The sequence below is a fragment of the Ectopseudomonas guguanensis genome, assembly GCF_900104265.1.
Lineage (GTDB): Bacteria > Pseudomonadota > Gammaproteobacteria > Pseudomonadales > Pseudomonadaceae > Aquipseudomonas > Aquipseudomonas guguanensis.
This window is the reverse complement of sequence record NZ_FNJJ01000002.1, coordinates 292,493-305,775: the sequence shown is the minus strand read 5'-3', so window position 1 is coordinate 305,775 and position 13,283 is coordinate 292,493. Positions and strand designations below refer to the sequence as shown.

The following is a 13,283-nucleotide window of genomic DNA, read 5'->3' as shown; positions in this document are numbered from 1 at the left end:
CGGGCTCCGTTTTTCGTTGTGGCGTAGGGTGTCGCGGGGCCGCCTAGGCCGTGCGCACCGATGCCTTGGCTCCGTTAGCGATCAGAGCCTGGCCAGCAGGCTTTCCAGTGCCTTGGCCTGATCCTCGGCCAGGTCGATGATGTGAAAGCCGGCCCAGCAATGCTGGCCGTCGGCGCCGGGGCGACTCCACAGGCAGTCGGCGCCCAGGCGCACCTCCTGCACCTGGGCGGTACTCGAGGTGCAGACCAGACGGCATTCCAGCACGGCATCGGCGGTATGCGGCGTATCGCTGAACAGCATGAAGCCGTCGGCCGACAGGTCGACGATGCGCCCCAGGCGCTGACCGCTGTTCAGGTCGAAGACCTCCAGCTGCATTTCGGTGCCATGGCGGCTGTGTTGACGACGCTCTTCCATGGAAATTCCTCAGCGGGGTTCGGCCGTGCGTCCGGTGAAACGCTGCAGCACACGGTAGATGGCAGTCAGTGCGCGATCCACCAGCGGAGTCGCGCGTTCGGGAGTGACGATGCGGGCCAGGCCGTTTTCCATCTCGCTGGCCAGCAGGGTCAGCGGTTTGATGGCCACGCGCTGGCCGCTGTGGTCGACGAACATGTAGTTATGGGTGGTCGGGCTGAACCAGGAGAGCTTGAGCACGCGGCTCTTGTCGCCTTCGACGAATTCGAACCAGGTGCCGAACTCGACCTTGGCCAGTTCCTTGGCCAGGGCCTGGGCTCGGACCGAGAGCTTGCTGCGCGAAGGGGCCTGGCGCGCGAGGTCGACATCCTCGCCGAGCATGGCGCCCAGCGGGCTTTCCGGCAGAGTCGGCTTGAGCTGCGCCGCCAGTTGCGGTTGCTTGGCCTGTACCGCGTGCTGGCAGGCCACCAGGTCCTGCAGTAGGCGGCGGATGCCGTCTTCGTGGTAGCCGCCGAGCAGTTCCAGCCCCTTGCGCAGGTCGCTGAGCAGGGGCACGCGCATCTCCTGCAGGCGCTGCTTGTCCTCGTCGCCAAGCGGGGTGCCGCTCCAGGCCAGTTGCTCGGCCACCTCGCAGGCGCGCTGCCACTCGGCGCTCTGCTCGCCATGGCGCAGAAGGACGAAGACCAGCACGTCGGCCCACGTCAGTTCGAGGAAGTTGCGGATGATCGCCGGCAGGTCGCGCGCTTCCACACAGTGCTGGATCACTTCCAGCGCCTGCTCGCGCGCGCCGAGCAGGCGGTCACGGCCCTTGGCCGCCTCGACCGCGCGGCGTTCGCGCAGCTCGACCTTGTGGCGCAGGGTGGCGACGTACTCGTTGAATTCCTCGATCAGGCCGTCGAACAGCCCCAGATCGCCGCTGAAACCGTGTATCACGCGCTCGACCACCCACTGCATCTTGGCCAGCAGCCCGCGCTCGTCGCCTTCGTTGCCATACAGCACGCCGGCCTGGGCCATGGTGTTGAGCAGGCGCCTGGCCGGATGGTGATGCTGGGTGAACAGGGCCTTGTCCAGCAGGGCGATCTTCAGATAGGGCGTATGCAAGTGGGACAGCGCGGTCTTGCAGGCATCCGGCAGGTTCTCGTCATCGAGGATGAAATCGAACAGCATGCCGACCAGGTCGATCACGTCGGCTTCCTGATCGGACACCTTGCTGTCGCCCGGCAGGCTGCTGTGCGACTCCAGCTGCTGCTGCAGGTCGGCCTTGAGGCCCTCGACCGCCTGCGGCTTGTGCAGGCGCTGCGCCAGTTCGTGGGCCGACTGCTGCTGCATGCGGTTGAGCGCGGCGAGCAGTTCGCTGGCGCTGTAGGTGCGGCTGGCCTCGCGCGGGGAAAAGCTGACGATGCTGCGCGTACCGCCGAGCAGCGGGGCGTCTGGGTGATTCTGACGATGCTCGTCGAGCAGGCTGGACAGGCCGCGGAACAGCGCGCCGGGGTCGCTCGGCGGTGGCGCGCTGAGGTCCAGATCGAGCAGCGGCGGTTCCGCGCTGGGCGGCGCCGCACTCGGCCTGCCTGTTGCCTGCGGTTTGCTGGTCGGGGCATCCGGTTTGGCTGCAGCCGGGCGGCTGAGGCTCGGATTGACCTGCGCACTGTACTTGAGGTTGGGCAGCACGCCGGCATCGATCAGGCGCTGATTGAGCGCGCCGTAGAGCGAATCGAGGCTCTGCATGACATGCTTATCGAAGAGCATGTAGAGGATGGTCTTGATCTGCAGCGGGAAAGGGCAGGGCGCCAGCGCATCGCGAAACGCCTGGGCGATGGCCTGCGGGCCGAAGGGGTTGCTGTCCTCGCCGAGCTTCTGGCCGTTGTTGAGCAGCGCCAGGCGCTGATCCAGGGCGAACAGCGGCTGGGTGCAGCGCGCCTTGACCCGACTGACCATGTTGGTGACCTGCAGGGTCTCTTCGTAATCCTCGTTCTGCACCAGCGCCAGTTGTTCCGGGTCTACCTGGGCGGTGCTCGGGTTCTGCAGCTTGCCTTCGAGGAAGTCGGAGAAGTTGCTGGCGATCTTCTGGTGGTAGCTGCGTTCGATCTGCGGTCGCTGCCGGCGAATCTCGCGCATGCTGTCGAAGAACAGCGTCTGTACCTTGTTGTTCTCGGCTTTTTCCGCGCATTCGAACAGGGTGTCGTCGACCTGGCCGAACACGCCGCTCAGGTGTTCCGCCAGGCGGTTCATCACCAGCTTGCGGCAGGCCTGCACCAGATCGCTGAAGCGCGGCTGGATGCCGCGGCTGGCGAGGCTGACCACCTTGGGGTGAATGGGGGGCTTGTCCTGGTTGCTCATGGACGGTCCTGGCTGGCGTGTCGGCTGGCGCGTCCTGCACGCTGCCGCCGTTCAATGAAACATATAGTAGTCCATGCTGGCGCCGCAAAGCATTGTCGTAAAAGCAGTTTGCAGGGGTTGACAGGGAATTTTTGCTACGTAAAATGGCGCGCCTCTGAAGCGGTAAAGCAAAAGCTGAAACGCGGCAGAGACGGAAGACCGAAGTTCCGCGATAGCTCAGTCGGTAGAGCAAATGACTGTTAATCATTGGGTCCCTGGTTCGAGTCCAGGTCGCGGAGCCAACTTCCTAACGGGGTATAGCGCAGTCCGGTAGCGCGCTTGCTTTGGGAGCAAGATGTCGGGAGTTCGAATCCCCCTACCCCGACCATATTCGGGTCGTTAGCTCAGTTGGTAGAGCAGTTGGCTTTTAACCAATTGGTCGTAGGTTCGAATCCTACACGACCCACCACCATAACGACGAAGCCCGCCTAGTGCGGGCTTTTTCGTTTCTGTGTCTCACGCGATGCTGGGCCGTCTCGCATTGCCGCGGCCGCGCTGGCCGCGGCTCGCATAGGTGCGTCATGCGCAGCACGGGCAACCGGCTGTCTGCAGCAGCAATTCCAACATTCTCCGTGCGGTCGTTTCGGTGCGTAGGGTGGGCTTTAGCCCACCAGCGGTGGTGGACGTGGGCTGAAGCCCACCCTACGAGAGTCTTGTCTCCCTTCTCCCGCCCTTCGGGCACCCTCGGCTTGGGCATCCTGCATCCAATGCAGTCGTCTCCCATGAATGGGAGCGGAACACCAGCTCGTAGGGTGGGCTTTAGCCCACCAGCGGTGGTCGGCGTGAGCTGAAGCCCACCCTGCGAGACTTGCTTGTCTGCCTTCTCCCGCTTGCGGGAGAGGGACCGGGGGAGAGGACATCAGAAGGCCGTATGGCGGCCACTGTCAATGCAGCTTCAGGCGCGGCTCGGTGCTGCGCCCGATGCGATCGCTGAGCATCAGCAGTAGCGTACGCAGGGTGCCGTACAGCGCCATCTGGTGCATGCGGTAGAGCGAGACATAGAACACCCGCGCCAGCCAGCCCTCGAGCATCACGCTGCCGGTCAGATTGCCCATCAGATTGCCGACCGCCGAGAAGCTCGACAGCGAGATCAGCGAGCCGTAGTCGCGATAGCGATACTCCGGCAGCGACTGACCGCTGATCTTCAAACGCAACGACTTGGCCAGCAGCGAAGCCTGCTGGTGCGCCGCCTGGGCGCGCGGTGGTACGTTGCGGCCATCGTTGCCCGGCTGCGGACAGGCCGCGCAATCGCCGAAGGCGAACACGTCGTCATCCAGTGTCGTCTGCAGCGTCGGGCGTACCTGCAGCTGGTTGATGCGGTTGCTTTCCAGCCCGTCGAGGTCCTTGAGGAAACCGGGCGCTCGAATACCGGCCGCCCAGACCTTGAGGCTGGCGGGAATGAAGTTGCCATCGGCGGTCTTCAATCCTTCTGCGGTCACTTCGCTGACCGCTGCGCCGGTCAATACCGTAACGCCGAGCTTCTCCAGAGTCTGGTGCACGGGGCGGGCGATGCGCTCGGGCAGGGCGGGCAACACGCGTGGGCCCGCTTCGATCAGCGTGATGCGCATGTCTTCTGGGCGAATGCGATTGAGACCATAGGCTGCCAGCTGCTTGGCGGCGTGGTGCAGTTCGGCTGCCAGCTCGACCCCGGTCGCTCCCGCGCCGACGATGGCAATATCGATCTTGCCACCGGCTTCACCCTCGTTGGCGTGCGCGCGCAGATAATGGCTGAGCATGCGCCGGTGAAAGCGCTCGGCCTGTGCCCGGGTGTCGAGGAAGATGCAGTGCTCGGCCGCGCCCGGTGTGCCGAAGTCATTGGTGGTGCTGCCGACGGCGATCACCAGGCTGTCGTAGGCGATGCGGCGTTCAGGCATCAGCACCTGACCGTCGTCATCGAGCGTGGGCGCCAGGGTAATGCTCTTGCTTGCACGGTCGAGGCCGGACATGCGTCCGAGCTGAAACTCGAAATGATTCCACTTGGCTTGGGCCACGTAGTTCAGTTCGTCTTCCGAGGAGTTCAGCGAGCCAGCCGCCACTTCATGCAGCAGAGGCTTCCAGATATGGGTGAGGTTGGCGTCGACCAGGATGATCCGGGCTGCGCCGCTCTTGCCCAGTTTTCTACCAAGGCGGGTGGCCAGCTCCAAACCGCCGGCGCCGCCGCCGACAATCACGATGCGATGGGACATGGGAAATGCTCACAAGGCTTTGAAAAAGGCGGTGTGAGTGCGAGAGGGCGAGCGCAAGGCAGCTCATAGCACCAATCGACTCAGAAAACGGCTCAGCAGACCCAGGCCGATAACGACGACCAGCACCACGGTGAGCAGACGCCAGACGCGAAACGGCTGACGTTCGACCTGATGCTGCGGGGCGCTCAGGTATTGATCGACTTTCTGCTGGTCTTCGGGGCTCAGGCGGCTGGTCATGGGTAGGCCTCTGCTTGAATGCCACTATTCTAGGCTTGCCCGCCAGCCTTGGCGAGCTTCGTTGTCCTGCGGGTCAGATATTGCGCTGTTGGCTTCCACGCTCAGGGTATCGTCCAGGCGGATGATGCCGCCCTCGATCACTCTGGCCGTTATGCCCCCGTGGCCGCGCATGGCCTGGAAGGTACCGCGGCCAAGGCGCTCCTCCAGACGCGCGCAGGGCTGGCACCAGCCGGTAGTCTCCAGCAGCGCCTGGCCAATGCGAAAGCGCCTACCTTTCAGGCTGAACAGGTTGATGCCGGCGATCGCAATGTTGCGCCGCAGCTCGCTCGGCTGCATGGGCGCATCGCGGCCGAGCAGGGCAGCGACCACGGCCAAGTGCTCCCATTGGATCAGCGTGACCTGCCGCGCATTGCGTGGCCCCGGACGGCTGTGATCACCGGTCAGGCCTGCTTCGCGTCGGGCTTCCACGGCCTCTACTTCGAGCATGGCCTCGCGAGCTTTGGGACGAACGCCTATCCAGCGCACCCGGCCGACCTGAGGCACCTCGGCCAGCAATTCCTGTAATGGGCTCATAGGCCGATACCAATGTCGAACAGCAGGCTGCGCCCGAGGTTCTGCCGCAGAAAATCCGGCGCGTCCGGGTGGGCGAACAGCACGCGGGCGAAGCGCGGACCGACCAGTGACAACGAGCGCCAGCCCTGGCGCAGATATTCGGTGGGCGGCGGGAAGTGGCTGTTGCAGTCGAGCACGGCGCGCTTGAGGCTGACGAAGGCAACCAGGTCGAGTTCGCCAAGATCGATGCCACGCTCGCGGTAGTTATGTGCCTTCTTGCGCAAGGTAGGCGCCAGGCGCGCCTGCATTTCGCTGGCCGGAATGCGCTTGGGCCGTGCTTCGCGGCGCACCAGTTGGCTCAGGGAGAAGGCGCTACGGCGCCGTTCCAGCTCGGCGCGCCACTCGTCATTGAGGCGACGTCCCTCGTCGAGCACGAAGAACACTTCGAAATTGGCGTCGCGAAACAGCACGTCCGGCGGCTCCTGGCCGCTGGGCATGAAGTCGTCGTTGTGATGACGCACGTTCAGCGCCTGCAGCAGGCGCTGGCAGACCCAGCGCTCGCGCTCCCATTTCTTGGCGTTGGAAAGGAAGGCATTGGCCTGTTCGGCCTGGTGCGTCAGTAGGCGCAGGTAATCGGAGTCGTCCATGGGCAAAGCTTAGCCGTAGCGCTGACCTGCTTGCCAGTGCCGATAATGAGCGTTTGCAGGCTATGGCGCTGAGCCTTCGCGCGAAGGCTGGAATCCCCTCGGGTTCTGAAGGCCATTGATCAATGGCCGGGCAATCGCCTCTACGCTGCTCTGTCGTCAAACTTAACCCGAGTGGCGGTGTAGACTGCCCGGCATGGCGATGAGTGAAGAAAAGGGTGTGTGCGCATGATCGCGTCCAATCTACTGGCGTTCTCCACCTTGTTCGGCGGCTGGCTGATCTACGGCTTGGCGCTGCTCTGGGCAGTGGCTCGGGCGCCCTGGGTCGAATTGTTCAGTGACCTGCGCCGCCAGCATCTGCTGTTCGGCACCATGCTCGCGCTGTTTCTGCTCTGGCTGGTGCGCCGCGATTTCGACTCCGGGCTGTCCTACCACTTCCTCGGCATGACCGCGGTAACCCTGCTGCTCGACTGGCCGCTGGCCGTGCTTGCCGGCCTGGCGGCGCAGCTTGGCCTGATGGCGATCGGGCGCATGGATCTGGCCTCGCTCGGCATCAATGGCGTGCTACTGGTACTGATTCCGGTGCTGGTCACCGAGCTGTGCGCACTCCGTGTCGAGCGTGCGCAGCCACGCAACCTGTTCGTCTACATCTTCTTCTGCGGGTTTTTCCCGGCTGCGCTGGCAACGTTGATGACCCTGCTCGGCGGCCTCGCCTTGTTGTGGATGGACGGCCTGTTCCCGATGCCGCCCTGGCTGGACGACTTCGCCGGCTACCTGTGGCTGGTGGCATTTCCCGAGGCCTTTATCAACGGCACCATCGTCACGGCGCTGGTGGTGTTCTATCCGGACTGGCTGGAAACCTTCAACCGCAGCCGCTACCTGCAGGCGCCCTGGAAGGAAAATGACCGCGGTGAGTGAATGGTGGCGCATCGGCCGACTGAATGCCGCTGGCAGGATTGATCCCGATCAATGTCAGGAGTGGGCCTGCCGCCATGCTGTGCAAAACTCTTCCGAGGACTCGAACATGAGTATTCACAGCTGGGCCAGAGAGGTGATTCGGAGCGATTTGCATGACGCCGAAGCTCAAGGCTACGAACCTGTGATGGCATTGCGTGCGCTACTGTCGGAGGTGGTGCAGCAGAGCAAGGCGCTGCGTGATCCGCGGGAGCTAGCCCACGAGTTGCAGTTTCTCGCCGACAACCTTGACGACGAGCGCGACTACGCCTTTATGCGCCCTTGAGAGCCGTGGGGGCGCCGTGCTTTCTCATATGAGTAGCCGCCTAGGGCGCTGATGGTTTTCCGCAGTCTATCCAGACGCTCGCTGTAGCGGCTTTAGCCGCGATTGCTCATTAATGCGGCCGCGTCGGCAGGTCACCGCTGAACATCTCGTCTTCCAGGTCGTTGCCGGGAATCGCATGCTCCTCGGCAGCCCAGGCGCCCAGATCGATCAGTTTGCAACGCTCGCAGCAGAACGGGCGATAGGGGTTTTCGGTTTTCCACTCGACTGGGGCGCCACAGGTGGGGCATTGAACAGTCGTGGTCATGGCTGGCCTCCGCGCAGGGTCAGATAGAAGTTGTGCAGGCGCTCGACTTCCGCGTCGAGCCAGGCCATATCGCGGTCGTTGACCAGCACGTCGTGGGCATGACGCAGGCGCTCTTCGCGGCTGGCCTGTGCCTGCATGATGGCGCGAACCTGCTCTTCCGAACTCTGGTCGCGCGTGATGGTGCGTTGGATCTGCAACTCGGCGGGGGTGTCGACGACCAGTACGCGCTGGGTCATCTGTCGCTGGCCGGACTCGACCAGCAGTGGCGACACCAGAATCGCATAGGGCGATTCTGCCCGTGCCAGCACCTGAACGATCTCCTGCCCGATCAGCGGATGCAGCAGGCTTTCCAGCCAGCGGCGCTGTTCAGGATCGGCGAAGACCAGCTTGCGCAGCGCGGCGCGGTCCAGCTCGCCATTGGTTTGCAGTACGCCCGCACCGAAGTGCTCGGCGATCTTCGCCAGCGCCGGCCGGCCTGGCTCGACCACCCAGCGCGCCGCATGGTCGGCGTCCACCACATGCACGCCGCGCTCGATAAAGCCTTGCGCCACCGCGCTCTTGCCGCTGCCGATGCCGCCAGTCAGGCCGAGTATCCAGGGTTTCTTCACGCTGTTGCGGTCCCATCACTGCTCAAGGCCGCGATTGTAGGGGGGATTTCGATGCGATGCGAACTGGCGCGCGATGCAAACCTCTCGATCGGAGGCTCAAACCCTGTAGGAGCCGCGCCCCGCGGCGAATGGTTCTGAGGTTCAGCGCTAAATCCAGAAACTTTCCCCCCGCTAGGCGGGGCTTCTACAATTTGGGCGACTATGGAGGGTTGTTTGACTCAAAACCCGGCGAACTTCAGATAAGTGCCGGTAATCACATCACCCCAAAGCAGGGCGATCCACCCGGCAATCGCCAAATAAGGCCCGAAGGGGATCGGCGTACCGGAATCGCTGCCGCGCAGGCGCAGCAGAATCATACCTAGCACCGCCCCAACCAGCGACGACAGCAGAATGGTCAGCGGCAGAATCTGCCAACCACCCCAAGCGCCGAGCATGGCAAGTAGCTTGAAGTCACCATAACCCATGCCTTCCTTGCCGGTGATCAGCTTGAACAGCCAGTACACCGACCACAGGCTCAGATAACCGGCAATCGCCCCCCACAGAGCATCTTCAAGGCTGGTGAAAAGCCCGAAGTAATTGACGATCAAGCCTAGCCATAGCAACGGCAACACCAGTATGTCCGGCAGAATCTGATGATCGGCATCTATCAGACTCATCGCCAGCAGCCCCCATGCCAGCACCAGCATCGCTCCGGCCTGCCAGGTAAAACCGAAATGCCAGGCGACGTAAGCGGAAAGCAGCCCGCAGGCGAGTTCGACGATGGGGTAACGCTTGCTGATCGGGGTCTTGCAGTTCGAGCACTTGCCGCGCAGGAGCAAGTAGCTAATTACTGGGATGTTCTCCCAAGGGCGAATCTCATGACCGCATTGCGGGCATGATGAGTTGGGTAGAAACAGATTGAAGGTCTGTGCGGGTGGCGTTGCTGGTAACTCCAACACCTCGCGCGCCTGGCTCTGCCAGTCACGCTGCAACATCAGTGGCAGACGATAGATCACTACATTGAGGAAGCTACCGACCAGTAGACCTAGTACCAGAACGCATAAAACAAAGGCCAGCACATGGCTGGCCAGCAATTCGATAACAAGCATTTAGACCACAGCGCCCAGCTGGAAGATTGGCAGATACATGGCAATGATCAGACCGCCAACCAACACGCCAAGGACCGACATGATCACTGGCTCCATCAGGCTGGTCAGCCCGTCGACCATATTGTCAACTTCCTCTTCGTAGAAGCTAGCAACTTTGTCGAGCATCTCATCCAGGGAACCAGACTCCTCGCCAATGGCTGTCATTTGGACAGCCATGCTGGGGAAGGTGCCCGTAGTGCGCATTGAAAAGTTGAGCTGCATACCGGTGGAAACGTCGGTCTTGATTTTGTTGGTGGCATTCTTGAAGACCACGTTCCCGGTTGCTCCAGAGACTGAGTCCAAAGCATCAACCAGTGGCACACCGGCGGCAAAGGTGGTTGATAAAGTTCGAGCAAAGCGCGCCACTGCTGACTTGTAGAGAATGTCACCTACAATTGGAAGTTTGAGTATCGTGCGGTCAACAGAATCACGCAGTTTCTGTGAGCGCTTAATCGCCTCCCTGAAGGCGAAAGCTGCTGCGAGCATTGCGACCAAAATGATAAACCACCATTTCTGGAGTACTTGAGAGATGCCGATTACCATTTGAGTAAAAGCGGGTAATTCAGCGCCAAAACTTGCGAAAACCTGCTCGAATTGTGGAACTACTTTTATTAGCAATATTGCAGAAACGATTATTGCAACAACTATCACGGCGATCGGATAATTCATTGCTTTTTTGATTTTTGCCTTCAAGGCTTCAGTTTTTTCCTTATAAGTAGCAATTCGATCTAGCAGGCTTTCTAGGGCTCCAGCCTGCTCGCCTGACTCAACCAAGTTGCAATATAGCTCATCAAAGTACTGTGGTTTTTTTCGAAGCGACGTCGCAAAGCTGTTGCCGGCTGCGACCTCTTGCTTCACCTCGTCCACTAGCTTGCGCATATTGGGGTTATCGAAGCCTTCGGCAATGATGTCAAAGGACTGGAGTAACGGCACGCCCGCCTTCATCATGGTCGCCATTTGCCGAGTAAAAAGGGCTATATCCAGCGGTTTGATTTTCTTGCCCACGCTGCCAAGCGACAAACTGGATTTCTTGCGCACCTTGGTCGGGTTGATACCTTGCTTACGTAGCTGCGCCTTTACCAGAGAGGGGTTTTGCCCACTGATTTCCCCTTTGACAATGGAGCCGGTTTTGTTCTTGCCTTCCCAAGTGAATACACTGGTTTTTAAAGCTTTTTCGGCCATGGTTAATCCTTGGTCACGCGGTTGACTTCCTCAAGGCTCGTAACCCCTTGCATGGCCTTGAGCAAAGCGGAGGTGCGTAGGTCATTAAAGCCGTCTTTACGCATCTGCGCGGCAATATCGATGGAGTTGCCTTCCTCCATGATAATCCGCTGCAGGTTGGGCGTGTTTTTAACCACTTCATAAATACCGACGCGGCCCTTGTATCCGCCCTTGCAATTTTCGCAACCCACCGGGCCGTAGATCTTGAAGGTGCCGATCTTGTCTTCGGGGAAGCCCTCGGCCAGCAGGGTTTCACGCGGTACGTTCACTTCCTTCTTGCAACTGTTACACAGCTTGCGTGCCAGGCGCTGGGCGATGATCAGGTTGACCGAGGTGGCGATATTGAATGAGGGCACGCCCATATTGCGCAGGCGGGTCAGGGTTTCCGCGGCGCTGTTGGTATGCAGAGTGGACATCACCATATGGCCAGTCTGTGCAGCCTTGACGGCAATGGACGCTGTGTCCAGGTCACGAATCTCGCCCACCATGATGATATCCGGGTCCTGACGCAGGAAGGCGCGCAGCGCCTGGGTAAAATCCATGCCCTGTTTGGGGTTGACGTTGACCTGGTTGATGCCCTCCAGGTTGATCTCCACAGGGTCTTCGGCGGTGGAGATGTTCACGTCCGGCGTATTGAGGATGTTCAGACCGGTATAGAGTGATACGGTCTTGCCCGAACCGGTAGGGCCGGTAACCAGAATCATGCCCTGAGGCTGTTTAAGGGCGCTGAGGTACAACTCCTTCTGCTCTTCCTCGTAGCCCAGGGCATCGATGCCCATCTGTGCACTGGTGGGGTCGAGAATTCGCATAACGATCTTCTCGCCCCAGAGTGTAGGCAGGGTGTTGACGCGAAAGTCGATGGCCTTGGTCTTGGAGATTTTCATCTTGATCCGGCCATCCTGCGGTTTACGGCGCTCGGAGATATCCAGGGCGGCCATGACCTTGAGGCGGGCAGAAATGCGTGGCGCAAGCTGGATAGGTGGGCGGGCCACCTCGTGTAGCAGGCCGTCGGTACGGAAGCGAACCCTGTAGGCCTTTTCATAAGGTTCGAAGTGCAGGTCAGAGGAGCCGCCTTTGATGGCATCCAATAGCATCTTGTTGACGAAACGCACGACTGGCGCGTCGTCGGCGTCTGCCCCCCCTTCTCCTGAGGGCTTATCGTCATCTACTGCTTCGACGTCCAAGCCGTCCAAGTCGACATCTGCCAGATCCTCCATGCCGCTATTGGCCGAGTCGAAGAACTTTTCGATGGCATCGCCTAGCTTGTCATCCTCGACCAGGATCGCTTCGGTATTGAGGCCGGTGCTGAACTGCACATCGGTTACCGCTTGGTGATTAGTCGGGTCGGAAAGCCCGACGAACAGCTTGTTACCACGACGCCAGAGCGGCAACACGCGGTGCTGGCGTACCAGTTTCTCACTGACCAGCTCTTTGGGCTGCCCTTCCTTATCTATGGCGTTGAGGTCGAAAAAGGCCACCCCGAACTGTTCGGCTGCCAGTTCTGCCAGGGCACGGCTCTTTACAAGCTTGTTCTGTACCAGGTATGTGACCAGCGACAGCTTGTTGCGCTGCGCCTGCAGTTGGGCCTGTTGAGCAGCTTTTTCATCCAGCAGTTCGGCCAGCACCATCTGCTTGGCCAGGCCCGAGAGGGATACGCTTTCGTTCATTGGGGGCTCCACACACGATGCCTGCCTTATAGCTTAGATGTCGGCGTGTGCCAAACTTCGTTTGATTGGGTGACGAAAAAGGTCAGTTAATGTCCGTTAAGGGGTGTTGCAGTGCGTGGTGGATAGTGAGCAAGCCCATCTACTCGGCTTTGAAAATTTGGCACGCTAGCTGCATTGTCATGCCTAGGTCATCGGACCTGTTCATTTTTAGGAGAGTTACAAATGAAAGCTCAAATGCAGAAGGGGTTCACCCTGATTGAATTGATGATTGTGGTCGCGATCATCGGTATTTTGGCCGCTATTGCGCTGCCGGCTTATCAGGATTACACGATTCGCGCCAAGATGTCTGAGGCAATGGTGCAAGTAGCCGCTGCTAAAACTGCGGTTGCTGAAACTGCTTCGTCTATCGGTAGCCTTGCTAACGTTACCGCAGCCAATTCTGGATATGCCTTCTCAGAGTCTTCTGCTTCGAATGCCTATGTCGCTTCCGTGACTATTGCTAACGGCGGTGCTATCACTGTTGTTAGTAAGAATACCGGAGCTACTACTCAGCCGCAGATTCGTTTGACTCCGAGTCAGGCAAATGCTAATGCGCAGATTCAATGGTCTTGCAGTTTGGTCGCTGGTGAAGCCAAGCATGTGCCTGCTGAATGCCGTACTGCTGCTGCTACTGCTGGTACTTAATGATTGGAATGCTGAAGCGGGTTCTT

The 13,283-nt window shown here is 60.4% G+C and carries 14 protein-coding genes and 3 tRNA genes; 6 read left to right on the top strand and 11 right to left on the bottom strand.

The window, feature by feature from the left end; translation table 11 throughout:
• Positions 1 to 81 precede the first annotated feature (81 nt).
• Both BLS61_RS03895 and BLS61_RS03890 read right to left on the bottom strand, forming a co-directional pair.
• The gene (locus BLS61_RS03895; RefSeq protein ID WP_090427586.1) at positions 82 to 414 is read right to left on the bottom strand and encodes a PilZ domain-containing protein; all 333 of its coding nucleotides are present in this window, start codon (positions 412 to 414) and stop codon (positions 82 to 84) included.
• A 9-nt stretch (positions 415 to 423) separates the two neighbouring features.
• Complete coding sequence (locus BLS61_RS03890) at positions 424 to 2,748, bottom strand: DUF1631 domain-containing protein (RefSeq protein ID WP_090427583.1); 2,325 nt, start codon at positions 2,746 to 2,748, stop codon at positions 424 to 426.
• 205 nt (positions 2,749 to 2,953) lie between these two features.
• Between BLS61_RS03890 and BLS61_RS03885 the strand changes: the two genes are divergently transcribed.
• The 3 genes from BLS61_RS03885 (at position 2,954) to BLS61_RS03875 (ending at position 3,196) form a co-directional block, all read left to right on the top strand.
• Positions 2,954 to 3,029: transfer RNA gene (locus tag BLS61_RS03885), tRNA-Asn, on the top strand.
• Positions 3,030 to 3,038: 9 nt separating this feature from the next.
• Positions 3,039 to 3,115, top strand: a tRNA-Pro gene (locus BLS61_RS03880).
• A gap of 5 nt (positions 3,116 to 3,120) precedes the next feature.
• Positions 3,121 to 3,196 (top strand) — tRNA-Lys (locus BLS61_RS03875).
• A 475-nt stretch (positions 3,197 to 3,671) separates the two neighbouring features.
• Here the strand turns inward: BLS61_RS03875 and BLS61_RS03870 are convergent.
• From BLS61_RS03870 to BLS61_RS03855, 4 genes are all read right to left on the bottom strand, one after another.
• A complete protein-coding gene (locus BLS61_RS03870) occupies positions 3,672 to 4,973 on the bottom strand; it encodes an NAD(P)/FAD-dependent oxidoreductase (protein WP_090427580.1) in 1,302 nt (433 codons plus the stop codon).
• Positions 4,974 to 5,036: 63 nt separating this feature from the next.
• Positions 5,037 to 5,210: a DUF3094 family protein gene (locus tag BLS61_RS03865; RefSeq protein ID WP_036988628.1), complete on the bottom strand. Its 174-nt coding sequence runs from the start codon at positions 5,208 to 5,210 to the stop codon at positions 5,037 to 5,039.
• A 24-nt stretch (positions 5,211 to 5,234) separates the two neighbouring features.
• Positions 5,235 to 5,783 carry an MOSC domain-containing protein gene (locus BLS61_RS03860; RefSeq protein WP_090427577.1) on the bottom strand — a complete coding sequence of 183 codons (549 nt, stop codon included), beginning with the start codon at positions 5,781 to 5,783 and terminating at the stop codon, positions 5,235 to 5,237.
• Positions 5,780 to 6,409, bottom strand: a complete 630-nt coding sequence (locus tag BLS61_RS03855) for a DUF1780 domain-containing protein (RefSeq protein ID WP_024306892.1) — start codon at positions 6,407 to 6,409, stop codon at positions 5,780 to 5,782. Before BLS61_RS03855 ends, BLS61_RS03860 begins: the two co-directional genes overlap by 4 nt.
• A 225-nt stretch (positions 6,410 to 6,634) precedes the next feature.
• On the opposite strand from BLS61_RS03855, the gene BLS61_RS03850 reads away from it, so the two are divergent.
• Positions 6,635 to 7,324: an energy-coupling factor ABC transporter permease gene (locus BLS61_RS03850; protein ID WP_090428068.1), complete on the top strand. Its 690-nt coding sequence runs from the start codon at positions 6,635 to 6,637 to the stop codon at positions 7,322 to 7,324.
• On the top strand, positions 7,308 to 7,646 hold the full coding sequence (locus BLS61_RS24090) for a hypothetical protein (RefSeq protein WP_394328130.1): 339 nt from the start codon (positions 7,308 to 7,310) through the stop codon (positions 7,644 to 7,646). Before BLS61_RS03850 ends, BLS61_RS24090 begins: the two co-directional genes overlap by 17 nt.
• A 109-nt stretch (positions 7,647 to 7,755) precedes the next feature.
• Here the strand turns inward: BLS61_RS24090 and yacG are convergent, their stop codons facing one another.
• The 5 genes from yacG to pilB all read right to left on the bottom strand — a co-directional run bounded on the left by yacG (position 7,756) and on the right by pilB (position 12,573).
• Complete coding sequence (gene yacG, locus BLS61_RS03840) at positions 7,756 to 7,950, bottom strand: DNA gyrase inhibitor YacG (protein WP_090427574.1); 195 nt, start codon at positions 7,948 to 7,950, stop codon at positions 7,756 to 7,758.
• Positions 7,947 to 8,558, bottom strand: a complete 612-nt coding sequence (gene coaE, locus BLS61_RS03835) for a dephospho-CoA kinase (RefSeq protein ID WP_090427571.1) — start codon at positions 8,556 to 8,558, stop codon at positions 7,947 to 7,949. The genes yacG and coaE overlap by 4 nt, the downstream gene beginning before the upstream one ends.
• Before the next feature lie 218 nt (positions 8,559 to 8,776).
• On the bottom strand, positions 8,777 to 9,646 hold the full coding sequence (locus BLS61_RS03830) for a prepilin peptidase (RefSeq protein ID WP_139205533.1): 870 nt from the start codon (positions 9,644 to 9,646) through the stop codon (positions 8,777 to 8,779).
• Entirely contained in the window at positions 9,647 to 10,867 is a 1,221-nt protein-coding gene (locus BLS61_RS03825; RefSeq protein ID WP_090427568.1) for a type II secretion system F family protein, read from the bottom strand.
• Between the two features lie 2 nt (positions 10,868 to 10,869).
• The gene (gene pilB / locus BLS61_RS03820) at positions 10,870 to 12,573 is read right to left on the bottom strand and encodes a type IV-A pilus assembly ATPase PilB (protein ID WP_090427565.1); all 1,704 of its coding nucleotides are present in this window, start codon (positions 12,571 to 12,573) and stop codon (positions 10,870 to 10,872) included.
• Positions 12,574 to 12,795: 222 nt separating this feature from the next.
• Here pilB and BLS61_RS03815 point away from each other — a divergent pair, with 222 nt between their 5' ends.
• Positions 12,796 to 13,257 (top strand): pilin, encoded by a 462-nt coding sequence (locus tag BLS61_RS03815; protein WP_090427562.1) that lies wholly within the window; start codon positions 12,796 to 12,798, stop codon positions 13,255 to 13,257.
• The last annotated feature ends 26 nt before the right edge of the window (positions 13,258 to 13,283 follow it).

Excerpts from the sequence above, each read along its gene's own strand:
- BLS61_RS03895 (WP_090427586.1), bottom strand. The coding sequence starts at position 414 with ATGGAAGAGCGTCGTCAACACAGCCGCCATGGCACCGAAATGCAGCTG.
- yacG (WP_090427574.1), bottom strand. The coding sequence starts at position 7,950 with ATGACCACGACTGTTCAATGCCCCACCTGTGGCGCCCCAGTCGAGTGG.
- pilB (WP_090427565.1), bottom strand. The coding sequence starts at position 12,573 with ATGAACGAAAGCGTATCCCTCTCGGGCCTGGCCAAGCAGATGGTGCTG.
- BLS61_RS03850 (WP_090428068.1), top strand. The coding sequence starts at position 6,635 with ATGATCGCGTCCAATCTACTGGCGTTCTCCACCTTGTTCGGCGGCTGG.
- BLS61_RS03830 (WP_139205533.1), bottom strand. The coding sequence starts at position 9,646 with ATGCTTGTTATCGAATTGCTGGCCAGCCATGTGCTGGCCTTTGTTTTA.
- BLS61_RS03855 (WP_024306892.1), bottom strand. The coding sequence starts at position 6,409 with ATGGACGACTCCGATTACCTGCGCCTACTGACGCACCAGGCCGAACAG.
- BLS61_RS24090 (WP_394328130.1), top strand. The coding sequence starts at position 7,308 with ATGACCGCGGTGAGTGAATGGTGGCGCATCGGCCGACTGAATGCCGCT.
- BLS61_RS03860 (WP_090427577.1), bottom strand. The coding sequence starts at position 5,783 with ATGAGCCCATTACAGGAATTGCTGGCCGAGGTGCCTCAGGTCGGCCGG.
- BLS61_RS03825 (WP_090427568.1), bottom strand. The coding sequence starts at position 10,867 with ATGGCCGAAAAAGCTTTAAAAACCAGTGTATTCACTTGGGAAGGCAAG.
- BLS61_RS03870 (WP_090427580.1), bottom strand. The coding sequence starts at position 4,973 with ATGTCCCATCGCATCGTGATTGTCGGCGGCGGCGCCGGCGGTTTGGAG.
- BLS61_RS03865 (WP_036988628.1), bottom strand. The coding sequence starts at position 5,210 with ATGACCAGCCGCCTGAGCCCCGAAGACCAGCAGAAAGTCGATCAATAC.
- BLS61_RS03815 (WP_090427562.1), top strand. The coding sequence starts at position 12,796 with ATGAAAGCTCAAATGCAGAAGGGGTTCACCCTGATTGAATTGATGATT.
- BLS61_RS03890 (WP_090427583.1), bottom strand. The coding sequence starts at position 2,748 with ATGAGCAACCAGGACAAGCCCCCCATTCACCCCAAGGTGGTCAGCCTC.